The organism is Pseudarthrobacter sp. J1763 (assembly GCF_050490295.1).
In the GTDB taxonomy this organism is placed as follows: Bacteria; Actinomycetota; Actinomycetes; order Actinomycetales; family Micrococcaceae; genus JBNPEO01.
The window spans coordinates 38,428-61,929 of sequence record NZ_JBNPEN010000011.1; the positions used below are offsets into that span (position 1 = coordinate 38,428).

Here is a 23,502-nt window from a genome sequence, read left to right on the forward strand (position 1 = left end):
TCACTATTGACGACTCCTCCCCCGCAATGCCACCGTCACAAGTCATGGCGCGACGAACGGTCACCACCGTGCGCTAAACGGCAGGCCCACAGCTCTTCCACTGAAGAACTACCCGCAGTCAGCTTGTTGGTGCTGACTATGCTTGGCCCATGCCCGAATCGCTTTTGCCCGCCGCCGTTGCCGTGGCTCTTGTAACGCTTGCCGTAGCTGCCGTGGTGGCAGTGGGTGTGCAGATTTTGCGATCCTTCCGTGAACTTGGGACCGATGCTGAACGAGCCACGTATCGCACACTCCATATCGCTTCCATGGCCGGGCAGCATTTGCGTACTGGGCTCCAACCGGCAGGTGCAGCCAAGGCGGCGCGCCATTTGAGTACCTTGCTCGCTTGCGACGCCTTCGCGATCCTCGACACCCAAGGGGTGATCGCTTGGGACGGGCCGGGGCATGCCTATGCTCCAGAGCTGGTGCGGCTAGCTTCCCCTTCGATGGCCAGCGGCACCGCTGCCGTTCACCGGGGTGGATTTGCGCCGCTGCCAGGATCGAACAGTTCACAGCCTGACAAGCCTGAGGCAGTGTTGAGAGCGGTGATTGTTGCACCGATTTACGCTGGCAGCAGGGTGGTTGGTGCCGTCGCGGCGATGGCACCGGCAGCCAGTGCCGGTTTGGTTCGCGCTACTTCCGAGGTAGCCGGTTGGGTGGCTACCCAAGTAGAGCTCGCTGAGCTGGATCAGTCGCGGACATTACTGATGGAGGCTGAAGTAAAAGCACTGCGAGCCCAGATCAGCCCACACTTTATCTACAACTCGCTCAATGCCATCGCGTCATTTATCAACACCGACCCAGAACGGGCGCGGGACCTAGTGGTGGAATTTGCTGACTTCACTCGGTACTCCTTCCGCCGCCACGGAGAGTTCACAACCTTGGCCGAAGAATTGCGCAGCATTGACAGCTACCTGCTTTTGGAGCGGGCTAGGTTTGGCGAACGTCTACAAATCTCCTTGCAAATTGCGCCCGAGGTTCTGAGCACCATTGTCCCGTTTTTGTCATTACAACCACTGGTGGAAAACGCTGTGCGGCACGGGCTTGAGTCAAAAGCCGGGGTAGGTACTATTCGAATCTCTGCCCGTGACTTGGGCACTTCTGCTGAGGTAACAGTGGAGGACGACGGCGTGGGTATGGACCCCGGGAAGTTGCGGCGCGTCCTGGCTGGGCTCAGTGATTCAGACAGCGTGGGCCTGCGCAACGTTGATGTCCGCTTGCGGCAGGTCTATGGGGACGCACACGGTTTGGAGATTGATACTGCCCCTGGCGAAGGCACACTAATTACCATGCGGGTGCCAAAGTCACAGCCCCTGCATGAGACCTAGGCATTAGCCTAGTAACCATGCTCACAGTTCTAGTCGTTGATGACGAGCTCCCCGCGGTTGAGGAGCTGGCATTTCTGCTGGGCAAAGACGAACGTATCGGAGCCATTCGACGAGCATCTACAGGAGCCGAAGCTCTTGAACAGCTCAAGCAAGGTGACATCCAAGCGGTGTTTTTGGACATCCACATGCCTGCTGTGACCGGCCTGGACGTAGCCAAAGTTTTAGCCACTAGTCTCAACCCTCCGGCTTTAGTATTTGTTACAGCCGATGAGGTTTGTGCGCTTGAAGCGTTCGAGCTCGCCGCGATCGATTACCTTCTTAAGCCCGTCCGTCGCGAGCGCTTGGCACGTTCGGTGACTCGTATTCACGAACTTCTCAAGGACGGGCCGTCCAAACCAGAGATCATCACGGTGGACCAGGGCGGAGTTTCCAAAATGATTCGGCGCGAGGACGTCAGTTATGTCCAAGCCCAGGGAGACTACGCGCGACTGCACACTCCAGATTCAAGTTATCTGATCAGGATCCCGCTCAGCGAGCTTGAACAACAATGGGCTGATGGCGGGTTTGTTCGGATCCACCGCTCTTACCTCGTGGCGCTGGATCACGTCTCCCGCATCACGTGGGGCAACCCACACCCCACTGTGACAGTTGCTGGCGCGGAGTTGCCGATTAGTCGCCGCTTAGCGCCGAGTCTCCGCGGCCGTTTAGATCAAACCCGTCCCAGGCCCGCCTGATGGATCAGCTGTGAGCCGCGTTCGGGTCACCGGCACTCCCCTAGCGGCGCATACTCAAGGCCACGCCACCAGCCAGCAGCTCGGCAGGGACGTCACGGAACTGTATGTTGCCTCGCTCATCAGGTCTCAACTGCGTCTGGCTCTGGTGGTTGCAGCCGGATTTATCCTGATCTTGATGTGCTTTGGCGCTATTTTGTTGTGGGTTCCGGGCATCGGCGAACTACGGATTTTTGGCATCCCGTTTCCTTGGATACTGCTCGGCGCCGGCGCCTACCCGGTGATCGGTCTTAGTGCGTTTCTTTTTGTGCGCGCATCTACACGCAACGAGGAACGCTACCGCGAACTCGTTGGCGGAAAATGAGTATCCAAGTGACGCAAGGAACGCTCCCGTGAACCCCGCTATTGGCTTCGGCGCGCTCATCGCAGTGTCCCTCAGCACCGCCTTGATCGGCTTTTACGGCTTGCGTATTTCCCGGACAACCAGCGACTTCTATGTTGCCTCACGGACCGTGCGTCCTTGGTGGAATGCGTCAGCCATTGGTGGTGAATATCTTTCCGCGGCCAGCTTTTTGGGTGTTGCCGGGCTAGTGCTACTCAGTGGAACCGATGCCCTTTGGTACCCAGTGGGTTACACGGCCGGGTACTTGATGCTTTTGCTTTTTGTTGCAGCCCCCTTGCGCCGCTCGGGTGCCTACACGGTTCCGGATTTCACCGAAGCCCGGCTAGCCTCCCGCACTGTCCGCCGGGTCACGAGTGCTCTTGTGGTGGTGGTGGGCTGGCTCTACATTGTCCCGCAGCTACATGGAGCAGCACTGACAATTAGCATCACCACTGGGCTGCCGTCGTGGATTGGAGCGGTTGCGGTAGTCGCCGTTGTGATTGTCACTGTCACCGCTGGTGGGATGCGTTCCATAACCTTTGTTCAAGCCTTCCAGTACTGGCTCAAACTCACGGCGCTGGCGGTGCCAGTAATTTTTATGCTTCTAGCTGTGGGCGGCGGCGCTGCGGCAGTGAAGATGAACGACGTCGTTAATCCCACCGGAGCCGCCCCTACGGGGCTGTACCAGACAGTGTCTTTGTTGATTGCCTTGTTGTTTGGAACTCTGGGGCTGCCGCACGTTTTGGTCCGCTTCTACACGAACCCGGACGGTAAATCAGCACGAAAAACCACCATGATCGTTTTGGCATTGTTGTCAGTCTTTTATTTGCTCCCCACCACCGTTGGGTACCTCGCTCGGCTGGTTCCCGGTTCACTCCCGGCGGCCGGTCAGGCCGATGCCATCGCCCTGACTTTGCCCTCCATGCTGATCCCGGGGCCTTTAGGGGAAATGCTTAGCGCTCTCGTGGTGGCTGGCGCCTTCGCGGCCTTCTTGTCCACCACTTCGGGGCTGGTGATCTCCTTGGCCGGTGTGATCAGTCAAGACGTCCTCGGCGGTAGTGTGAAGGGATTCCGGGTTGCCGCCGTGTGCTCGGCTTTGGTCCCGCTGGCGATAGCCGCACCAACACAAAGCCCTGCACTGGCCGGAAGCGTTGGGCTAGTTTTCGCATTTACCGCATCCACGATTTGCCCAGTCCTCTTGCTCGGCATCTGGTGGCGCCGCCTGAGCGACATTGGCGCCGTAGTCGGCATGATTGCTGGTGCCGTGTTGTGCGGTGGATCAATCGTTGCTTCAACACTGCTGGGTTCAGGTGCCACACCAGGCTGGATAGCGCAGCCGGCGGCGTGGACTGTGCCTGCGGCCTTCGCTGTGATGATCACGATTTCCCTGTTGAGTCCCCAACGAGTCCCCACCGAAACGGCTCGGATGATGGCACGGCTGCATGTCCCTGAGCGAGCAGACGTCAGCGATCGCGCCTTGGGGAGTCAACGCCCCCTCACTGACTAGTCGATAGCCGCCATGAGTTCAACGGCGCGGTCCAAAAAGGCATCCACTTGGGCTTCTTCATAAGACTCAGTACCTTGGGCCGAGCGGAAAACTGCGCGCCGGACGTTATCGACGCTCAACGGTTTGTCTTTTTCTAGGTACCCAATAAGGTCCTCGCACAGGGCATCGACGTCGGCTTTGCGGTAGCCACGAACGTTGTTTTTGCTAGGTGAACGGAACCGCTCATTGGCCGGACGGTGAAGCCGTCCACGAAGCGTGGCGGACATTTTGCCGATGCGCTGCAGCCAAGCCTCTTCGCCCTCGGCAGCAACCAATTCATCCCGTTCTTTGCGGGCCAGAGCATCTTCCAACACGTCCAGAGCGTCATCAACTTGGACGGCGTTGTATCCACCCTTAATTGGATCAAACGCCACAGCGCGAACGTCACCACTGTTCACAGGTTTGGTTGCCAGCTCAGGTGCTTCAAAAAAGTTCCGCGCATTGGCCATAAAGGCGTCAACCTGTTTGGTGTTGTAGCCGTAGTCCTTACGGTCCACGAGTTCAAACGTGGCGGGAATTTTTCCCTTGGGCTTCGCGGTCACTGTGCTTCCTTCACTCCGTGCTTTGGGGTCCTGCCCGGACCGTCGCTAACTCTTAGGCTCCTGCAAGGACCCTAAACAGGATGAATGAGACCGGTGCGGCAAAGAGGATGGAGTCCAAACGGTCCATCACACCGCCGTGCCCGGGCAAAATACTACTCATGTCCTTGATCCCCAGTTCACGTTTAACCATGGACTCGGCTAGATCACCGGCGGTGGCCGCTGCCACCATACCGATTGCGAGGACAACACCAATCCACCAGGGCTGGTGCAAAAACAACACACACATCAAGATGGCCACAACCATGGCACCTGCAGCCGAGCCCGCAAAACCTTCCCAGGACTTCTTGGGGCTAATTTTTGGAGCCATTGGGTGTTTGCCCAAGGAGGCGCCTACCAAGTAACCAAAGGTGTCGTTGGAAACCACCAGCAGGAGCATGGTCAGCAGTTGGAAGACCCCTTGCGGAATATGCCAGTCTGGCCACAGGCCTAGTGGCGCAGCTCCAATTCCGGTGTGCAGCGGCAGTATGGCAAAGCTGATAAAGAACGGAACCCACACCAAGGTGAATACGCCCGCAAATATACTGCGTGCCGAACCTGCGGGCTCATCAAGGGTCCGCCAGACGAGTACCGCCACACACGAGGCCAACAAGGTGAACAACATGGCCTCGAGGCCACCAAAATAGGCGGAAAGCGGCATGGCCGAGGTGCCAACTATCACCGGCACCAGAGGAACAGCAGTACCGTGCGCAGTCAGGGCACGCGTTACTTCCCAGACACCAAAGAGGGCAAAGGCCGTCACCAAAATAACGAAGCCCAGAGGTAGCACTAAGAGTCCGCCGATAACGGCGAAAAGCAACCCTAGCCCCACACCGATGGCGGCCGGTAAGTTCCGGCCGGCCTTCGGCGTAGGATTCCTGCGGGGTCTCTTCAAACGGACCGCAGCCGGTTGTGGCTGAACCATTAGACTTCGAGTAGCTCGGCTTCCTTGCGCTTAATAAGCTCGTCGATTGCATCAACGTGAGCCTTGGTCAAGGCATCCAGTTCCTTCTCAGCACGGTTGCCCTCGTCTTCGCCAGCGTCCCCGTCTTTCACGAGCTTGTCCAAGGTTTCCTTGGCCTTACGGCGCACGGAACGAACGGAGACCTTTGCGTCCTCGCCCTTACCCTTGACGATCTTGACGTACTCCTTGCGGCGTTCCTGGGTGAGGTCCGGAATCGTGACACGGATGACGTTGCCGTCGTTAGACGGGTTGGCGCCAACCTCGGAGTCGCTCAGCGCACGCTCGATGTCCCGCAGCGCCGTCTTGTCGAACGGGGTGATCAAAATGGTGCGCGCATCCGGCACGGCAAACGATGCGAGCTGCTGGAGCGGAGTCGGCGAGCCGTAGTAGTCAACCAAAACTCGGTTGTAGAGGGCCGGGTTGGCGCGTCCGGTACGGACGGCAGCAAAATCGTCTTTAGCGACCTCGATGGCTTTATCCATCTTTTCGCCAGCTTCAAGCAAAGTCTCTTCTATCACGGCATCTCCTGTGCAATACGTTGCTTCCGCACTCTCGCAGTGCGGCTTTGGTGTTCAGTCCGCCAGGGCGGGATGGTCCTGCAACTATCCTAGCCGGAGCTAGGGGTGAACCTTGGTGCCCAGCTTGCCACCCAAGATGGCTCGAGTGACGTTTCCTTCGCCTTCCATACCAAAGACCACCATGTTCAATTTGTTGTCCTTGCACATGGTCATGGCCGTCTGGTCCATCACGCGAATATCCTGACGAAGTGCGTCGTCGTAGCTGAGCTCCTCGAGCTTCTGCGCGGTGGGATCCTTTTTAGGATCGGCGGTGTAAACGCCGTCAACGCCGCTCTTGGCCATCAAAACCTCATCGGCGTGGACTTCAAGTGCGCGCTGTGCAGCGACGGTGTCCGTGGAGAAATACGGCAAACCTGCCCCAGCACCAAAGATCACTACACGGCCTTTTTCCATGTGGCGAATGGCCCGGCGCGGGATGTAAGCCTCAGCGACCTGACCCATGGTGATGGCACTCTGAACTCGAGTTTCAACACCGGCTTGCTCCAAGAAGTCCTGGAGAGCTAGGCAGTTCATAACAGTCCCGAGCATACCCATGTAGTCAGCACGAGAACGGTCCATACCACTCTGCGAAAGTTCGGCACCGCGGAAGAAGTTACCGCCACCAACCACAATCGCCACTTCAACAGTTTTCACTGCGTCAGCGATCTGGCGGGCGATTCCACGAACCGTGTCCGGGTCAACACCTAGTTTGCCGCCGCCGAATACTTCGCCGGAAAGCTTAAGCAAAACACGACGGCGCGCAGGCGCGGCATCCGTGGAGCTCGGCTGCGAAACTGAAGTTTCGGCGTCGTCAGTTGTTGTGACGTTTGCGGTGTTCTGAACGGATTCCATGGTGCCTTCCCATTGATGAACTCTTGGCTAGGGTATCGCGGACTTGCTATTGCGCGCGCATCAGCGCATGCAAAAGGGGCGGCCACCGAAGTGACCACCCCTTTCGAAGACTTACTAGGCGCCTACGCGGAAGCGGGCAACAGCCTTAGCTGTAACACCTGCCTCTTCAAGGACCTTTGCAACAGTCTTTTTGGCGTCCTTGGCAAATGCCTGGTCAACCAAAACTTCGCCCTTGTAGAAGCCCGTCACGCGGCCTTCAACAATCTTGGACATTGCAGCTTCCGGCTTGCCTTCGGCCTTTGCGGTCTCTTCGGCAATACGGCGCTCGGACTCTACCAATTCGGCAGGAACGTCCTCGCGGGTCAAGTAGTTCGGAGCCATTGCTGCAACGTGAACAGCAACATCGTGGGCCACGGCCGCAGCAGCTTCGCCTTCGCCTTCAACTGCGAACAAAACGCCAACCTGGGCCGGAAGGTCCTTGGAAGTCTTGTGCAGGTAAGCGTCAACGATTGCGCCTTCAACGCGTGCAAGACGGCGAACAACAACCTTCTCGCCCAAGATTGCGCCCTCTTCGATAACCAGTTCGGACAACGGCTTGCCGTCAACCTCGGTGGCCAAAAGGGTTTCCAGGTCAGCAGCGCCAGACTCGATGGCGGTGGTGAGAACGGTGTTTGCAACGGCGATGAACTTGTCAGACTTCGCAACGAAGTCGGTCTCGCAGTTAACTTCAACCATCACACCAACGTTGCCCACTACCTTTGCGGCAACGAGGCCTTCAGCGGTGGAGCGGCCTTCGCGCTTGGTAGCGCCCTTCAGACCCTTGATGCGGATGAGTTCGATTGCCTTTTCAGCATCGCCATTTGCCTCGTCAAGAGCCTTCTTGACGTCCATCATTCCGGCACCCGTGCGCTCGCGCAGGGCCTTGATGTCAGCAGCAGTGTAGTTCGCCATGGGAACTCCTGTGTCTAGAGATTTGGTGGTTTACGCCACTAACAGGGCGGCAGCCCGGGAACCGAGCAGCCACCCTGTTAGTCGACCCACACCGAAGTGCGGGAAAATCGAGATTTACTTGTCAGCTTCAGCAGCGTCAGCGGCAGGAGCCTCGGCAGCAGCGTCAGCAGCGGGGGCTTCTTCAGCCTTTGCTTCTTCAGCCTTACCTTCGAGGAGCTCGCGCTCCCACTCAGCGAGGGGCTCTTCTGCAGTCTCGGTGTTACCGGTTGCGCGGTTGTTGCGAGCAATCAAACCCTCGGCAACAGCATCGGCAACAACGCGGGTCAACAAGTTCACGGAGCGGATGGCGTCGTCGTTACCCGGGATCGGGAAATCAACTTCGTCGGGATCGCAGTTGGTGTCCAAGATGGCAACAACGGGGATGTTCAGCTTCTTGGCTTCGTCAACAGCGAGGTGTTCCTTCTTGGTGTCTACAACCCAGAGCAAGGACGGAGCCTTGGTCAAGTTGCGGATACCGCCGAGGTTGGTCTCAAGCTTGGTGAGTTCACGCTTGAGGAGCAAGAGCTCCTTCTTGGTGTGACCCGAAGAAGCAACGTCGTCGAAGTTGATCTCTTCGAGTTCCTTCATACGCTGGATGCGCTTGGAAACGGTCTGGAAGTTGGTCAGCATACCGCCGAGCCAACGCTGGTTCACGTACGGCTGGCCAACGCGAGTTGCCTGCTCAGCAATTGCTTCCTGAGCCTGCTTCTTGGTACCAACGAACAATACGGTTCCGCCGTGGGCAACAGTGGCCTTAACGAACTCGTAAGCGCGGTCGATGTAGGACAGCGACTGCTGCAAGTCGATGATGTAGATGCCGTTGCGCTCCGTGAAGATGAATCGCTTCATCTTCGGGTTCCAACGACGGGTCTGGTGTCCAAAGTGTACGCCGCTGTCAAGCAGCTGGCGCATAGTTACGACGGGCATGCCGACGCTCCTTCCGGCAGGTCATGAATCATGAGAGGCCTTCGAGGACCTCTTACCCTGCCATAGTTGACGGTTATTCAACGCTTCCCACGGCGGGAAACGTTCCTGGTATCCATCGTTGCGCTCATCCAAGTTTCCTCAGACCGCAAGCTCAACGATTCCCTGCCTCTAGGATTAGCCGGAGGAAAAGCACGGATACGCGTAGTCAGCCTGACTGCCTCTGGGCACACAAAACCCCAGAGAAAATTCCGGGGAGTTTTTGGATGCTTCAAGGCATGGCAAACTGCACTCACAATTGTACTACAGGGGCACGAGGTCTCCTGACGCTAAAATTATTGGCTTTCTAGCCTTCTCAGTGCGGAACCATTGCTCAACAAGTGGCCAATTTGGCGAAGTTATCCACATAGCCTTTCCCGCTTCCCCACAACGGACATCAAAAGCCCACAGTGGAGAGATGAAGCAGTTAGTCACCACTGTTCTGAGTCTTGTTCTCTTGGCGTCCCCGGCCGCCAGTGCAGCCCCAAGTTCGGAACATATAAATGTTGAGAATCAGAGAACGACGGCGATTGCGCTTAGTCCTAGTCGTGATAGTCCTACGGCTGGTGGCCCTACTGCTGCCCGGGGGCATTGGGAGTTCCCTTTGCGGCCAGCGCCGGCGAAGCCGCAGAGCAAAGTCCTACGCGCCTTCGATCCACCCCCCAAACCGTGGATGGCCGGACATCGCGGTGTTGATCTGCGGGCAGAGCAAGATTCCGTTTACGCCCCTGAGGCTGGCGTTGTGACTTTCCGTGGGACGGTGGTGGACCGCCCGGTCATCACCATTGATCACGGGGGCGGCTTGCGCAGTAGCTTTGAACCGGTGGAGAGCAGCCTTGCCGTGGGTTCAGCCGTTTCAAAAGGGCAGCTGATCGGCACGGTAAATACAGGGCATTGCGCTCTGACTCTGTGCGTTCATTGGGGTGTACGCCAAGACGACGTTTATCAGGACCCCATGTCTTTTATTGTGGATCAGCGCCCCTCAGTGTTGCTGCCCTTGGGCTAAGCCCGGGCCACAACACCAAGAGGCGCTGAAGAGTTAGGACGCTCTCGCTAAACCTTTAGGCGAATCTCTTAAACAATGGCGGATACGCCGGTGATGGCGCGCCCTGTTACGAGGGTGTTGATCTCGTAGGTGCCCTCGTAGGAGTAGACGGCCTCTGCGTCGGCGAAGATCTTGGCCATCTCGTAGTCGGTGACTATGCCGTTGCCACCCAGGAGGCTGCGGCCCATGGCAACGCTTTCGCGCATACGTGCCGTGGTGAAGGCCTTAGCCAGAGCGGACTGCTCGTCTTTGGCTTGGCCCGCATCTTCGAGTTGAGCTAGGCGAACCATCATTCCGGTGGAGCTGACGGTGTTGCCCAGAATCTTGACCAGCTGATCCTGAACCAGCTGGAAGGATGCGAGTGGGCGGCCAAATTGCTCACGTTCAACGGCGTAGCGACGTGCGACGTCGAACGCCGCCATTTGAAGGCCAACGGCCTGCCAAGCGACAGCCAGACGAGTGACTTTGAGGACCTTGTTGGTGTCGCGGAAGCTGTTGCCGCCAGCCAGCTTAAAGCTATCCGGGACCACAACGTTATCAAGGACGATATCGGCGTTCTGGACAGTGCGCAGGGAGATCTTGTTTTCGATCTTGGTGGCTTTGTAGCCGGGAAGTTTGGTATCAACGAGGAACGCCTTGACCTGGTTGTCAGCGACATCGCGAGCGTAGATAACAACCCAATCGGAGAACGTGGCGTTGCCAATCCAGCGCTTGGCACCGTTGAGGATCCAGTTGTCGCCTTCGCGTGTGGCGGTGGTACGTGTTCCACCTGCGACGTCCGATCCACCGAGAGGTTCTGTGAGACCAAAGGCGCCGATCTTCTTCAACGCGTAGATATCAGGCAGCCACTCCTCTTGCTGTTCCTTGGACGCGAGGGCTTCGATGGAACCAGTGAACAGGCCGTCGTGAACGCCCATAAAGGTGGCAAGGGATGCGTCTGCACGGGTGAACTCTGCGTGCACCATACCGGCGAAGACGTTTGAGTATCCCTGACGACGAACCGGGCTCATCAGATCCATCTCAGCGATTTTAGGGATGATCTCGTGAGGGAATTCTCCTCGGTTCCAGCAGTCCACAGCGATGGGCTTGATTTCCTTGTTCAGGAATTCGCGCACTTCGGCCAAGCGGTTCCGTTCCTTGTCCGTGAGCAACTGCTCAAATCCGTAGAAGTCGCCGTCAGCATACGGGAGGTTGTTGATGTCGATCTCTGCTTTGGCCATGGGAGCTCCTCCATTGGGGCTGTCAAAAGGTTGCGCTAAAAACACGCGATGTTACTGATCAGTAACCTACTCCAATTTCCCTCTTCCTTCAATGAGGATCGACGCCGCTACTCTCAGCACCCCGTCTAATGTTCCACTCCCATGTTTCGGCAAGCGCACCATCAAGCGGGCAGGCAAAAGTAAAGTATGCGGCCAGCGTTAAACATAGGAACCCCCTCGAATCCAGAGATTCGAGGGGGTTCCTATGTTGTAGGGCCACTCGGACTTGAACCGAGGACCTTAGGATTATGAGTCCCGCGCTCTAACCAGCTGAGCTATGGCCCCAAGTGGCCGCCAGAGGCGGCAAAACACTCCCGATAGTCTAGCCCGAACCACACTGTGCTTGTGAAACCAGCAGCGCTCACGAGCAAAGGCTCAGGCTGTGACCTCAGACTTGTTTGTCTCTGAAGGTTGCTCCGCGGTACAGATCCTCGAAGGTTTGCAGCGTGCCTTCGATGCTGTGCGGCTCCACCATCTTGCGGCTGGCAGCACCCATGGCTTTGATGTCTTCATCTGACTGCTCGAAGACCTTAGTGATCTTCGAGGCCAAGTCATCCGAGTCGCCGGGGGTGAAAAGGTAACCGTTAACGCCGTCGTTCGCCAAGTGCGGCAACGCCATGGCGTTGGCCAGCACCACCGGGGTTGAGGCCGACATCGCCTCCAAGGTCACCAAGGACTGCAGTTCTGCCGTACCCGGCATGCAGAACAGGTCGGCCTTGATGTATGCCTCGCGGAGATCTTCGTCGCTGGCCAAGCCCAGGAACCGAACGCGGTCTTGAAGGCCCAGCTCGGCTACGAGGGCCTCGAGTGCCGGACGTTGCTCTCCGCCGCCAACAATTTCAAGGTGCACGTTCAGCGCTGGCGGGGTTTTAGCCACGGCCTTAATTAATACGTCAATGTGCTTCTCCTCGGCCAACCGGCCTGCAAAGAGCACCGTGGGGAACTCATGCGGCTCAATCACTTCGCCCGGAGCCAGCTCGTAGGCGGCCGAGTCAATACCGTTGGACAACGGCAACACTTCACGCAAAAACGCGTGCTGGTGCATGGCCTTTGCAGCCAACGGTGTGGGGGTGGTGACCACGTCGGCCTTGCCCATCACCTTGCCCATGTCCTTCCACGAAACCTTGCCCACAATGTCCTTGAACCACTGCGGGAACGGCAAGAAGGGGTTCAGGTTCTCCGGCATAAAGTGGTTCGTTGCCACCACCCGGATACCGCGCTTCACTGCCTCGTAAAGGACGTGTTCGCCCACCATGTAGTGGCTCTGTACGTGCACCACATCTGGCTGGACGCGGTCGAACAGCAAGGAGATTTCCTTCTTGATTTCCCAAGGGAGGCAGATGCGGAAGTACTCGTGAGTGAAAACACCGTGGGAGTGGAGCCGATGGACGGTGCCTTCCTCACGGAACTCGGTAAAGCTCTTGCCTGCTTTGTAGCTACAAGCCAGAACATGAACGTTATGCCCGCGGGCGGTCATTCCTTTTGCCAAGCGGTAGCCGAACTGGGCGGCGCCGTTCAGATGCGGAGGATAAGTTTCCGCGGCAATCAGAATCGTAAGTGGCTTCTGGTTGTCGGGCAGCGTCACGTGGATAACTCCTGTAGTTGGTGCCTTAAGCCGCCTTCGCAGCAGCCTTCTTGGCATCTTTCTTGCGCTTGGTCACCTCTGGGTGGTGACGGGAAAGGGCGATCACTCCCACGATAGCAAGGGAAGCGGCCCCAGCCATGGCAATCGCCAGCACGGCGTGGACATCGGGACGAAGCTCTCCCAAGATGGTGATGCCAAGTGCAATACCAACAATGGGGTCAATCACGGTCAAGCCAGCGATCACCAGATCCGGTGGTCCACCCGAGTAGGCGCTCTGAACAAACCACGAGCCCAGCGCTCCGGCCGCGGCAATGGCAACCAAGGAATAGATCGGAACGTTGAGCAAAAACTGGCCATTGGGATCAAGCAAGTGCTTGCCAATGATGCGGGTCAACACTGCCACAAAACCGAAGAGAACACCTGCCCCAAGGATGTACACAAAGGCGCTCATCCGGTGTTTGAACATCAGGGCCAGGGAACCGAACACACCCACTGCTAGGGCCAGTAACAGCACAATGGTCAGTTCTTCGTTCGGTGCCACATGATGATTTTCTTCAGTGGCATTCACAGCGAGCAGGACAAAAAACGCCGACCCCGCGACGCAAGAAGAAATCGCCACCACGGTTGCTCGGTTGAGCTTAATTCCTTGGTCCTTTGCGTTGACCACCGTGGTGATCACCAGCGCAATAGCGCCAATCGGCTGGATAACCGTCAATGGTGCCGAAACGAGGGCAATTGCATTCATCGCAGTTCCCAGACCCAACAACAGCAGCCCAAAAAGCCATCGCGGGTTCCGGAGGAGACGAAGGAACCCGGCCGATCCCAGAGAGAGCCCGCCGGTATCCGCCTTGACGGCGCTGCCCTGGCGTTGAGCGCCGATCGCCAGACAGAATGCGCCTATGATCGCCAAAAGGACCGCGACCCACATCATTGGGCGGCACCGCCGTCGTTAGTGGTTTGACTACCAGTGATTTGGCCTCCGTGGCCTCCAGCAGTACGAGCCGCACGAACCGGCCGTCCCTTGGCAACAATTGCGCGAAAGTAATTAACCGCAGCAATCCAGTGACCCAGCAACCCCAAGGCGAGAAGAATCCACGCCACCACAAAGTAAACCGTGGACCCGGGAATCGGGAGCTTCGAAAGCACCAGCAGCGGCGTTCCCAACAGCAATAAAGCGGTCCGCACTTTGCCAATCACGCTGACTGGCAGGTCCGGATGGTTCCGGAAATACAGGAATGAGGCTGACGCCAAAATAACGTCCGGGACCAACAAAGCAGCCAAATACCACCACTGCACAACACCGGCCAGCACCAAGGTCACGGCCACAGAAATCAGGGCTAAGCGATCAGCCGCCGGGTCTAGGATTCGTCCCAGCTTGGAGGTCTGGTCAAAGCGCCGGGCTACGTACCCGTCGATCCAATCAGTGCTCCCCATAATGGCCAGTACCCAAACAGCCAACCCATATTCTTTTTGCCCAAGAACCAGCCAGACAAATAACGGAACACCTAAAAAGCGCAGAACCGTCAGGAGGTTGGGGACAGTGAGCACACGGTTATGGTCTACTTGCTCCACGCCAGGACGTGTACCAGCACCAATAAACCGCATGCTCCCCCTCTCCAAGAGTTCCACCGTGGTGTTCGTGTTTAGTTCCCGTTGATAACACTCAGCACTTCCGCACTGTGGATAGCGTTTGGGATTAGCGTTGATTTAGCTTTCGCAGCAAAACAACGACGGCGGCACTTGCCGCGATTGCCACAGCTATGGGCTTCCAACGCGCGCGCAGTTTTTCCTGTTCCGATTCTGGAACGGCGTCTACTAGACGTGAAAACTGCTCCCGGGCGGAAGCGCGGGCACCATTAACACGCTCTTTAGCGTTGGCTACAAAATGACGCACCTGGGCCTTGGGGTCCATCTGACGATTCAAGTCATCACGCAGCGCAGTGAGGTGTTTACGGCGCAGGTCCAGGCGATTCATCAGTTCACGCTGGGAAGCGTGCGGTTGGTCTGCTTCGCCAGGGTGGGCAGCTTCTTTTGCAGCAGCTTTCTCTTCTTTAGCTTTGGCCTTAGCTTCTTCGCTGGCCTTCTTAGCCGCTTTAGCCTGCTCAGACTCCGGGTCCAAGATCGCTGCATCAAACTGCGAGCCTTCTTTGGCAATCCCTAGGTCATGCTTGAGTCCACGGATGGCATTTTGTGGGACAAGAGGAAGGATGCGCTTGAATTTACTGACACCAACAAGTGCCCCAATGCCGGCAATCACAATGAATGCCGCCGCAACGATGAGTGCAGCCAACCACGGGGGCATGATGGTAGCGAGGCCAAGAATTGCGGCCACTACCAAAGCGATCACTAACAGGCACGCAAAAACCAGAGCCACGCCGATGAATACCCCGGCCGATCCCAGCTTTTTGCCTTTACCCTTGAGTTCAGTCTTAGCCAGTTCAATCTCGTCACCCAGTTGGCGTGGAGCCAACTGAACTACAGACCGGACAACCTGCGGGATCGCCGATATACGGATTCCCTGCGCGGAGTTGCTGCTGTGACGGGCACTCATTTGTATCGCCTCGCTTTGGCTTCGCTCTTCATTTCAAAGCAACCAAGGGATTTGGCTGCCCGGCGCAGAATCAGTCACCCTTTTGGGCACAACCGATCCCACCACTGAACAAAATTACCATTGAGTAGCCTTTGGCTTCTTGTCAACGGAAATTGAAGACTGTCCGGCGGCCTGAATAAATACCAATGCTCGCAACTAGGATTGATCTGTGACTTCCACGGTGAACCCCACTACGCAACCCGGCGACGCGCTCAGCCGAAGACAAAAACTCCTCTATATCCTCCTACTAGGTGCCTTGACTGCTTTAGGGCCCTTCACCATTGATCTATATCTGCCTGCATTCCCGGCGCTCGAGAGCGATCTGGGCGTTACGGCCGCGCAAGTACAACTAACGCTGACTGGTACCACTGTGGGCTTCGCTTTAGGACAGCTAATTGTTGGCCCCTTCAGCGACAAAGTGGGGCGCCGAGGACCGCTGATCATGGCGACAGGGTTGCACATTTTGGCGTCCCTTGGAGCTGCGCTCTCCACCGATATCACCATGCTTGGCATTTTCCGAGTACTGATGGGCATCGGCGCTGCCGGTGGCGGCGTGGTGGCCATGGCCATGGTCCGAGACTTGTTCTCCGGCTACGCCATGGTGCGGATGTTTTCCCGCATGGCGCTCGTGAACGGTTTGGCGCCCATTCTGGCCCCGGTGATCGGCTCGCAACTTCTTTTGGTAATGACCTGGCCAGGGATCTTCTACGTCCTGGCCGGGTACGCCGCCGTCGTGATGGTTGCCGCGATTTTCCTAGTGGTTGAAACACTCCCAGCCGAGAAGCGCGGCTTGCACGGCGAGTCAGCGATGCAACGCTACGCGGCACTGTTTAAAGACCGGATATTTGTGGGGCTGCTGATCGTAGGTGGAATGAACTTCGCCGGCCTGTTCACCTATCTAGCCGCTTCACCATTTTTGTTCCAAGGTGTCTTCGAATTTAGCCCGCAACAGTATGGTCTGCTATTTGGCATCAACTCAATTGGAATCGTGATTGGTGTGCAGACCAGTTCGCGGCTGATCAAGCGAGTACCACCCCAGTGGATTATGGCCTTCTCCACCGCCGGCATGCTGTTGATGAGCCTACTGATCGCGTTCCTCGCCTTGCTCGGTGCCGGACTGTGGGGAGTGATGATCCCCCTGTGGTTCTACATCCTGTGCACAGGATTCACCTTTCCCTGTATTCAAGTTCTGGCCTTGGCCAACCACGGTGCGCGAGCCGGAACAGCAGCCTCATTGCTGGGCGCCAGCACCTTTCTGATGGCTGGAGTCATCTCCCCCGTTGTGGGACTCCTGGGCACCAATTCGGCTGCCCCGATGGGATTTGTTCAAGCTGCGTGTCTGGGCGTGGCCATCGCAGCCTTCTGGCTGGTGGTCCGGCCTCGGACCGTACCTTCCATCCACTAGAGCTTCCATCCACTAGCGATCCGAGAGCCTTATGGAAAACAAAAACAGACCCAGCAAAAAACCTCACCGCAACGGCCGCGGACTCTTTGTGGGCGCTGTTGCCGGCGCGATCGCCGGATACTTCATTGGCAGGTACATCGGAGCGGGTGCGTTGGGAATCATCTTCGGCGCTCTCATCGGAGCCGCTGCCTTGTACCGCGTCAATCCCGGCCCGTGGAAGCGCTGAGCTCCTCAATGAGGTACTGAGGCTCTTCAACGGTCCTCTATAACCCTCTCAGGCTTCAGGGGTTCACGAGGCAAAACAAAAGCCCGCAGCAGTTTGAACTGCTGCGGGCTTTTTGTTTGGCATCTACGGCCAACGCTCCTCCTGCTGGACTTGAACCAGCAACCCTTCGATTAACAGTCGAATGCTCTGCCAATTGAGCTAAGGAGGAATGAAGCGACTACGACATTAGCAAAGGTTTCGCTCGGATGCGAAATCGGCCGCGTTGGGGCCACCTTCGCGCTTCCTAAAGGTGCTCTAGGGCACAAAAAATCCCCGTTTCGGAATCCGAAACGGGGATCAATGGCTCCTCCTGCTGGACTTGAACCAGCAACCCTTCGATTAACAGTCGAATGCTCTGCCAATTGAGCTAAGGAGGAATGAAGCGTGTACAAGCTTAGCAAGTTTCGGCCCCAGATACTAAATCGACCATAGCCCTGCCTCCTGATAGCTGCTAGTTATCAGCCCGCAACGCTCGGCGACGCATCTCCAGTTCCATCAACTCACGGTTGAGCTGCTGGAACTTAGCGGGATCGCTTGTAGAGTCCAATCGCTGCAACTCCCCCATTTTCTCTGCTTTGACCCGTGTGATCTGCAGTTCAAATAATCTTGCCAAAATGTCTTGGCAATACTTGGTCAGTGCTTGCTCACTACTGGCCGGGATGAGGGCCACAGCCAGCTCCGAAACCAAGGCACGCAACGGTTCAGGCACCTCTTGGCGCACGGCTTCCACCCACGCCACAGGATCTACAGCTCGGCCGATTCCCACCGCACGGATGGCTTCGTGCACAGCCAAGTATGCCGGGGCAGAGAATCGTGCCTGAGAAAACATCTCCCACGAGCTCTCATCCAGCACAGCCGGTTGTTGCAACGCCACTTCAAGAGCCTGCCGTTCCATAGCGGCGACTGGATCCCGAGGGTCTGGACGCGCCACACCCAGACCGCCAGAGACTATATCTGCCCCGTCAGAACCACTTGACGCAGAACCACTTGACAGAGAACCGCTTGACCGAGGCACGCTCTGGCCAGAAGCGGCGCCACGTTTGGCTGCACCGCCCACGGCACGGCTGACGTCCTCCACGGGCATTCCCAGCCAACCTGCGAGCTCCCGCACATAGCCGGGCCGGATGGCAGCGTCACGAATCTGCGCAAGAACTGGTGCAGCTTCCCGCAAGGCGGCTACGCGCCCTTCAACCGTGTTGAGGTCATGACGCTTCAGTGAGACTCGAATGGCAAACTCAAACAGAGGCCGGCGGCTCGCAATCAGCTCACGGACAGCAGCATCCCCACGTTGTTGGCGCAGATCGCAAGGATCAGCCCCTGTTGGTTCAACGGCAACATAAGTTTGAGCCACAAAACGTTGGTCTTCTTCGAAGGCCCGTAAGGCTGCTTTTTGGCCGGCGGCGTCCCCGTCAAAGGTGAAGATCACTTCACCGCCAGTGCCGTCGTCGGACAATAAGCGCCGGGCCACCTTGATGTGGTCAGCGCCAAAGGCGGTACCGCACGTGGCCACCGCAGTCTGCACACCGGCCAAATGACAGGCCATTACATCCGTATAACCTTCCACCACCACAAGTTGGCGTTCCTTGGAAATGGAGCGTTTTGCGAGGTCGATCCCGTACAAAACCTGGGATTTTTTGTAGAGAGAGGTCTCCGGGGTGTTGAGGTACTTGGGGCCTTGGTCAGTTTCGTAAAGTTTGCGGGCACCGAATCCGATGGTGTCCCCTGCGATGTCCCGGATTGGCCACATAAGCCGTCCACGGAAGCGGTCATAAAGTCGTTCCTGGCTGCTGTTCCCGCCCGTGGAGAACATCCCCGTAAGCTTCAATTCAGCGTCCGTAAATCCCCGGCCGCGGAGGTGTTTGAGCAGCCCGTCCCAGCCCTGTGGCGCATACCCCACCCCAAACTGATCCGCGGCCTCACGCGAGAAACCACGGCCCTGGAGGAATTTGCGCCCCTCTGCACCTTCTACGGTCAGCAATTGATCCCGGAAGAATTCTGCAGCGATTTTGTGCGCGTCGAGCAGTCGCTGGCGCTTGCCCACGTCTTCCCGGCGCGGGCCACTTCCGCCGTCCTCGTAGTGGAGTTCAAAGCCAATCCTGGCCGCAAGCTTTTCTACCGTCTCGCTGAACGAGGTGTGGTCCATCTTCTGAACAAAAGAGATTACGTCGCCGCTCTCCCCACAACCAAAACAGTGATACGTACCCACTTGCGGGCGGATATGGAACGACGGCGAGCGCTCATCATGGAAGGGACACAAGCCTTTGTAGGACCCAATTCCGGCGCCCTTGAGGGTGACGTAACCGTCAACAACCTCTTTGATATCGGTGCGTTGACGGACCTCATCAATGTCTTCTCGTTTGATTAGGCCAGCCACAGTCTCATCCTCATCTCGGAGCTCTTTGAGCCCCGTACTGTATTCGCAAAACGGCAGTGTTGTACAACGATCACCACAGTGACGGCAGGCTCCCCACCAGGCGCTCATACATGGCCAATGCGGAACCATCGGTCAGTGAGGCTACTTGGTCTATGACTACTCGCAAGCGGGCCGCATCATCAGCGGCGGCTCTCCAGTCAGCGGCGAACATCGGTTCAAGGTGACGGTCGCCGGTGGCGTTGAGTGCCGTGACAAGCGCGTGAAGCACTTCGCGCTGGCGTTCGTAGATGGGTTGCCGGTGGTCAGTGGTCATCACAAAGGTGGTGGCCAGCCCCTTCATCACTGCGATTTCAGTGACTGTTTCTTCCGGAACAATCAGCTGTGCGGAGTATCGGGTCAGGTTCTCCGGGCCGTAAACCGCTCGGGTTGCTGCAAGCGCGCTCTGACAGAACCGGCCAATGAGCTGGCTGGTCATGTCCTTGAGCGCCGCCATGGACTTTCGGCTGCCGTCGGCTTCACGGACCCACGGTTTACCAGCTTCCAGACGCGCTAACGCTGCATCAACTGCGGCAGGTTCAGCGTGGGGTAGGTACCACTGGCGGGTGTAGCCCACCACACGAGCACGGTGATCCGGGTTATTCATCCACCCGAGTTGGAAATGTCCGGCCACAATGGCGTCTTCCACGTCATGGACTGAGTATGAGATGTCATCGGCCAAATCCATCACTTGTGCTTCAACACATGATTGGCCAGCAGGGGCGCCTTCGCGCAACCATTCGAAGATGGGCAAGTCATCAACATAGGCGCCGAACTTACCGGTCCGCCGTCCGTCGATCATCGGTGCGTCGGCAACGGCCCACGGATACTTGCATGAGGCATCCAGACTCGCGCGGGTCAGGTTCAATCCAGCAGGGCTGCCGTCCACGGCCAGAACTTTGGGTTCGAGCCGGGTCAATAGGCGCAGCGTCTGCGCGTTTCCTTCAAAACCACCAATTGCGTGCGCAGCATCATTAAGCGCTGACTCACCGTTGTGGCCAAAGGGCGGGTGGCCCAGATCGTGAGCGAGGCACGCTGTGTCCACCACGTCAGGGTCACAGCCCAATGCGCGGCCCAATTCGCGGCCTACCTGAGCCACTTCCAAACTGTGAGTGAGCCGGGTGCGGACAAAGTCATCAGTGTCCGGGGCCACCACCTGAGTTTTGGCGCCGAGACGTCGCAGGGCTGATGAATGCAGCACCCGGGCGCGGTCCCGTTCAAAGTCAGAGCGGTAGTTGTTTTTGCCCGGTTCAGCTACCCAACGTTCCGAATCAGCTGGCGTGTAGCCTGGCACCACAACGGGTCCATGGCCTGCGGTTCGGGGAGATTCGTTAGTGCCAGTCACCCTTCCAGTGTAGTCAGCGTGATGAACTCGCCCGGCCACAGTGCCCAACCATCCACTAGCCGTGGCTAAGAACAAAAATTAGCCGCCTGAAACGTCCAACTCGGCAGCGGCAATCTCGTGGGTTTGTGCCTCGTCCATACTCCGGTTGTCCAACCAGCCATAGGGCAGAGACGTCTTTTTAGGGCTTCCCGCCCGACCACGTGGGCCTTCGGCATCCACACCTGGGTAGGGGGAATCTAAGTCCAGCTGATCAAGGAGTTCCCGCAATACTTCCAGAGTGGGTACTGTAGCCAGTTTGGCGCGCAGTTCACCGCCCACCACATATCCCTTGAAGTACCAGGCCATGTGTTTGCGAATGTCGCGCAGCGCCTTGCCCTCGTCCTCGAAGGTGTCAATCAGCAGCTCAGCGTGGCGGTACACACTTGCTGCGACCTCGCGCAGTCCCGGACGGTGACGGGTTTCGCTACCCTCAAATGCGGCCATCAAATCGCCAAAGAGCCACGGGCGGCCTTGGCATCCGCGGCCAATCACCACACCGTCAACACCGGTTTCGCGCACCATTCGCTCAGCATCTTCGGCTGACCAGATGTCACCATTTCCTAGAACCGGAACGTCCGGGAGCGCTTCGCGCAAGCGTGCAATGGCTGACCAGTCTGCTTTGCCCGAGTAGTACTGCGAAGCGGTACGGCCGTGAAGCGCAACTGCTGCCACACCGGCGTCGCGAGCGATCCGACCGGCTTCCAAGTACGTGAGGTGATCGTCGTCGATGCCCTTGCGCATTTTGATGGTCAGCGGGACGTTGCCGGCGGAGGCTTCACGCACGGCTGTCTGAACAATGGAGGTGAACAGATCTATCTTCCACGGCAGAGCGGCGCCGCCACCACGGCGAGTGACCTTGGGAACGGGGCAACCAAAATTCAAATCAATATGATCCGCACGGTCCTCTTCAACGAGCATCCGCACTGCTTGACCTACGGTGACCGGGTCCACACCGTACAGCTGTACGGAACGGACGTCTTCGTCGTCGTCGTGCGAAATGATCCGTAAGGATTCCGGGGTGCGCTCAACCAGCGCCCGTGACGTCACCATCTCTGCAACGTAAAGACCACCGCCGTATTCGCGGCACAGCCTGCGAAAAGCGGTGTTAGTGATACCGGCCATCGGCGCGAGGACCACGGGTGTGTCAACGGTGATGGGTCCAAGCTTGAGTGGGGGTAGTTCAAGCTTGCGGGAGGGAGGGGTTGCTGCAATAGTCACCTGACAATTCTCTCAAATCAGGGCAAATCGTACGACGGCGTGTTCCCGGCGGCCGCTGACCGGCGCCCAGGGCTGCGCCGTTTGGAGCCGCGAAGACCAGTGGCTTTGACCACCAGAACCGCAATCGCGGTGGTGACAGGGATGGCCAAAACGAGCCCGATTGATCCCACAAGGGTTCGGATCACTTCTTCGGATAGTTCTGCGCTAGTGAGTGTTTCAACGAGCGGACGGTCGTAGAGCATCACAATCATCAAAACAGGCAGAGCCGCCCCTGCGTAGGCAAATGCGATGGTGTACACCGTGGAGGCGATGTGGTCGCGGCCGATCCGCATCGCCGCAGAGAACAGCTGGCGTGCCGAGGTGTGTGGGGCCAGTTCGTGCAACTCCCACACCGCAGAAGACTGAGTGATGGTGACATCGTTAAGCACCCCCAAGCCCGAGATGATGAGCCCACATAAGATAATCCCCGAAATGGAAATGTTGGGCGAGATATTCACTAGTGTTGCGGCATCGTGGTTGCCCACACCCACCAGGTTTGCTGCATCAGTAGCCCACGCGGCAAGCAAAGCGGTGATCACCAAACCAAACATGGTTCCTAGCAGCGCCGTGGACGTTCTGGCGGAGAACCCATGGGCAAAGTAGAGGACCCCGATCATAATCACCGTGGAACCAACGAGGGCCAGCAAAAGCGGAGGTTTGCCCTCAACAAGACCTGGCAAAATGAAGGCTGTGAGAACCACATAGGCGCCAGCTAAACCGATAAGCGCCCGTAGTCCCCGCCAGCGCGCCACAAGAATCACTACCGCCGCATATACAACCGCCAAAATGGTGATCGGCACGGTGCGCACAAACTCCACAAACACGTACAGCGGAGCACTGGACTGGGCCGATGCGCCTTCGCCACCACTCTGAGTGTCTCCCTGAACAGCTCCCTGAACACCGCTGAGGTTCAGGTAACGAATGGAGTCTCCGGCCTGGACGGCGTGGGACTTAGCTACGTCCGGGTTGATAGCTACTTTGACGTTGGAGCCGCCATGATCAGGGCGAGTGATGGCCCACAGGCACGAACTACCAGCGGCCTGTTCCCCAGAGCCCGCTGTTGGGGAACTGGCATTTGAAGGGTTACAGCCCGATTCTTGCGCTTCAACAATGGTCCCGGTATCAAAGCTCACACCAGGCGCGGCGGCATAAGGCGAACTGAGCGATAAATCTTGGCGACTATTACTGGGCCATAACATCACCATCGCCAGCACCGTGAGAAGACCCAAGGGCACCAAGATGGAACTCAAGATCCATCGGGCGCGCCGTCGGGTGGTGGCCACCTCTGGAGAGAGCACAGCCGAAGCTTTGCCCTCTCCAGAAGCGGAAAGGTGCCCATGACTGTGACCCATAACTATCCAATTCCCCGAGC

22 protein-coding genes and 3 tRNA genes are annotated in these 23,502 nt (G+C 57.7%); 7 read left to right on the plus strand and 18 right to left on the minus strand.

Annotated features, from left to right (window positions below):
- The first annotated feature begins 149 nt into the window (after positions 1 to 149).
- The 4 genes from ACQQCD_RS11100 to ACQQCD_RS11115 are packed head-to-tail and all read left to right on the plus strand — an operon-like array spanning position 150 to position 3,987.
- The gene (locus ACQQCD_RS11100; protein ID WP_430268446.1) at positions 150 to 1,367 is read left to right on the plus strand and encodes a sensor histidine kinase; all 1,218 of its coding nucleotides are present in this window, start codon (positions 150 to 152) and stop codon (positions 1,365 to 1,367) included.
- A 17-nt stretch (positions 1,368 to 1,384) separates the two neighbouring features.
- Complete coding sequence (locus ACQQCD_RS11105; RefSeq protein ID WP_430268447.1) at positions 1,385 to 2,101, plus strand: LytR/AlgR family response regulator transcription factor; 717 nt, start codon at positions 1,385 to 1,387, stop codon at positions 2,099 to 2,101.
- Positions 2,102 to 2,111: 10 nt separating this feature from the next.
- Positions 2,112 to 2,462: a hypothetical protein gene (locus tag ACQQCD_RS11110; protein WP_430268448.1), complete on the plus strand. Its 351-nt coding sequence runs from the start codon at positions 2,112 to 2,114 to the stop codon at positions 2,460 to 2,462.
- A gap of 28 nt (positions 2,463 to 2,490) precedes the next feature.
- Positions 2,491 to 3,987: a cation acetate symporter gene (locus tag ACQQCD_RS11115; RefSeq protein ID WP_430268449.1), complete on the plus strand. Its 1,497-nt coding sequence runs from the start codon at positions 2,491 to 2,493 to the stop codon at positions 3,985 to 3,987.
- Here the strand turns inward: ACQQCD_RS11115 and ACQQCD_RS11120 are convergent.
- The 6 genes from ACQQCD_RS11120 to rpsB form a co-directional block, all read right to left on the minus strand.
- Positions 3,984 to 4,568, minus strand: a complete 585-nt coding sequence (locus ACQQCD_RS11120) for a DivIVA domain-containing protein (RefSeq protein ID WP_430268450.1) — start codon at positions 4,566 to 4,568, stop codon at positions 3,984 to 3,986. The genes ACQQCD_RS11115 and ACQQCD_RS11120 overlap by 4 nt on opposite strands.
- 52 nt (positions 4,569 to 4,620) lie before the next feature.
- Positions 4,621 to 5,529, minus strand: a complete 909-nt coding sequence (locus ACQQCD_RS11125) for a phosphatidate cytidylyltransferase (protein ID WP_430268451.1) — start codon at positions 5,527 to 5,529, stop codon at positions 4,621 to 4,623.
- Positions 5,529 to 6,086: a ribosome recycling factor gene (gene frr, locus ACQQCD_RS11130; RefSeq protein ID WP_430268452.1), complete on the minus strand. Its 558-nt coding sequence runs from the start codon at positions 6,084 to 6,086 to the stop codon at positions 5,529 to 5,531. The genes ACQQCD_RS11125 and frr overlap by 1 nt, the downstream gene beginning before the upstream one ends.
- Before the next feature lie 99 nt (positions 6,087 to 6,185).
- Positions 6,186 to 6,977 (minus strand): UMP kinase, encoded by a 792-nt coding sequence (gene pyrH / locus ACQQCD_RS11135; RefSeq protein ID WP_430268453.1) that lies wholly within the window; start codon positions 6,975 to 6,977, stop codon positions 6,186 to 6,188.
- 114 nt (positions 6,978 to 7,091) lie between these two features.
- Positions 7,092 to 7,928, minus strand: a complete 837-nt coding sequence (tsf, locus tag ACQQCD_RS11140) for a translation elongation factor Ts (RefSeq protein ID WP_430268454.1) — start codon at positions 7,926 to 7,928, stop codon at positions 7,092 to 7,094.
- A gap of 114 nt (positions 7,929 to 8,042) precedes the next feature.
- Positions 8,043 to 8,894: a 30S ribosomal protein S2 gene (gene rpsB, locus ACQQCD_RS11145; RefSeq protein WP_430268455.1), complete on the minus strand. Its 852-nt coding sequence runs from the start codon at positions 8,892 to 8,894 to the stop codon at positions 8,043 to 8,045.
- 709 nt (positions 8,895 to 9,603) lie between these two features.
- Here rpsB and ACQQCD_RS11150 point away from each other — a divergent pair.
- Positions 9,604 to 9,936 (plus strand): M23 family metallopeptidase, encoded by a 333-nt coding sequence (locus ACQQCD_RS11150; RefSeq protein ID WP_430268456.1) that lies wholly within the window; start codon positions 9,604 to 9,606, stop codon positions 9,934 to 9,936.
- Between the two features lie 68 nt (positions 9,937 to 10,004).
- Here the strand turns inward: ACQQCD_RS11150 and ACQQCD_RS11155 are convergent, their stop codons facing one another.
- From ACQQCD_RS11155 to ACQQCD_RS11180, 6 genes are all read right to left on the minus strand, one after another.
- Positions 10,005 to 11,195: an acyl-CoA dehydrogenase family protein gene (locus tag ACQQCD_RS11155; RefSeq protein WP_430268457.1), complete on the minus strand. Its 1,191-nt coding sequence runs from the start codon at positions 11,193 to 11,195 to the stop codon at positions 10,005 to 10,007.
- Positions 11,196 to 11,445: 250 nt separating this feature from the next.
- Positions 11,446 to 11,519: transfer RNA gene (locus ACQQCD_RS11160), tRNA-Ile, on the minus strand.
- A gap of 103 nt (positions 11,520 to 11,622) precedes the next feature.
- Positions 11,623 to 12,819 (minus strand): glycosyltransferase, encoded by a 1,197-nt coding sequence (locus ACQQCD_RS11165; RefSeq protein ID WP_430268458.1) that lies wholly within the window; start codon positions 12,817 to 12,819, stop codon positions 11,623 to 11,625.
- A 25-nt stretch (positions 12,820 to 12,844) separates the two neighbouring features.
- Positions 12,845 to 13,750, minus strand: a complete 906-nt coding sequence (locus ACQQCD_RS11170; protein WP_430268459.1) for a DMT family transporter — start codon at positions 13,748 to 13,750, stop codon at positions 12,845 to 12,847.
- Positions 13,747 to 14,424 (minus strand): CDP-alcohol phosphatidyltransferase family protein, encoded by a 678-nt coding sequence (locus tag ACQQCD_RS11175; RefSeq protein WP_430268460.1) that lies wholly within the window; start codon positions 14,422 to 14,424, stop codon positions 13,747 to 13,749. Before ACQQCD_RS11175 ends, ACQQCD_RS11170 begins: the two co-directional genes overlap by 4 nt.
- A gap of 91 nt (positions 14,425 to 14,515) precedes the next feature.
- Positions 14,516 to 15,370 carry a phage holin family protein gene (locus ACQQCD_RS11180; RefSeq protein ID WP_430268461.1) on the minus strand — a complete coding sequence of 285 codons (855 nt, stop codon included), beginning with the start codon at positions 15,368 to 15,370 and terminating at the stop codon, positions 14,516 to 14,518.
- A gap of 208 nt (positions 15,371 to 15,578) precedes the next feature.
- Here ACQQCD_RS11180 and ACQQCD_RS11185 point away from each other — a divergent pair, with 208 nt between their 5' ends.
- Positions 15,579 to 16,814, plus strand: a complete 1,236-nt coding sequence (locus ACQQCD_RS11185) for a multidrug effflux MFS transporter (protein WP_430268462.1) — start codon at positions 15,579 to 15,581, stop codon at positions 16,812 to 16,814.
- A gap of 31 nt (positions 16,815 to 16,845) precedes the next feature.
- Positions 16,846 to 17,040: a hypothetical protein gene (locus ACQQCD_RS11190; protein WP_430268463.1), complete on the plus strand. Its 195-nt coding sequence runs from the start codon at positions 16,846 to 16,848 to the stop codon at positions 17,038 to 17,040.
- Positions 17,041 to 17,175: 135 nt separating this feature from the next.
- On the opposite strand, the gene ACQQCD_RS11195 is transcribed toward ACQQCD_RS11190, so the two are convergent.
- The 6 genes from ACQQCD_RS11195 to ACQQCD_RS11220 all read right to left on the minus strand — a co-directional run bounded on the left by ACQQCD_RS11195 (position 17,176) and on the right by ACQQCD_RS11220 (position 23,482).
- A tRNA-Asn gene (locus ACQQCD_RS11195) sits at positions 17,176 to 17,248 on the minus strand.
- Between the two features lie 132 nt (positions 17,249 to 17,380).
- Positions 17,381 to 17,456 (minus strand) — tRNA-Asn (locus tag ACQQCD_RS11200).
- Between the two features lie 74 nt (positions 17,457 to 17,530).
- On the minus strand, positions 17,531 to 19,453 hold the full coding sequence (gene dnaG / locus ACQQCD_RS11205; RefSeq protein ID WP_430268464.1) for a DNA primase: 1,923 nt from the start codon (positions 19,451 to 19,453) through the stop codon (positions 17,531 to 17,533).
- Between the two features lie 70 nt (positions 19,454 to 19,523).
- Positions 19,524 to 20,834, minus strand: coding sequence for a deoxyguanosinetriphosphate triphosphohydrolase (locus tag ACQQCD_RS11210; RefSeq protein ID WP_430268465.1), 1,311 nt, complete (start codon positions 20,832 to 20,834; stop codon positions 19,524 to 19,526).
- Positions 20,835 to 20,912: 78 nt separating this feature from the next.
- Positions 20,913 to 22,091, minus strand: a complete 1,179-nt coding sequence (gene dusB / locus ACQQCD_RS11215; RefSeq protein ID WP_430268466.1) for a tRNA dihydrouridine synthase DusB — start codon at positions 22,089 to 22,091, stop codon at positions 20,913 to 20,915.
- Positions 22,092 to 22,108: 17 nt separating this feature from the next.
- Complete coding sequence (locus ACQQCD_RS11220; protein ID WP_430268467.1) at positions 22,109 to 23,482, minus strand: YibE/F family protein; 1,374 nt, start codon at positions 23,480 to 23,482, stop codon at positions 22,109 to 22,111.
- Positions 23,483 to 23,502: the final 20 nt, after the last annotated feature.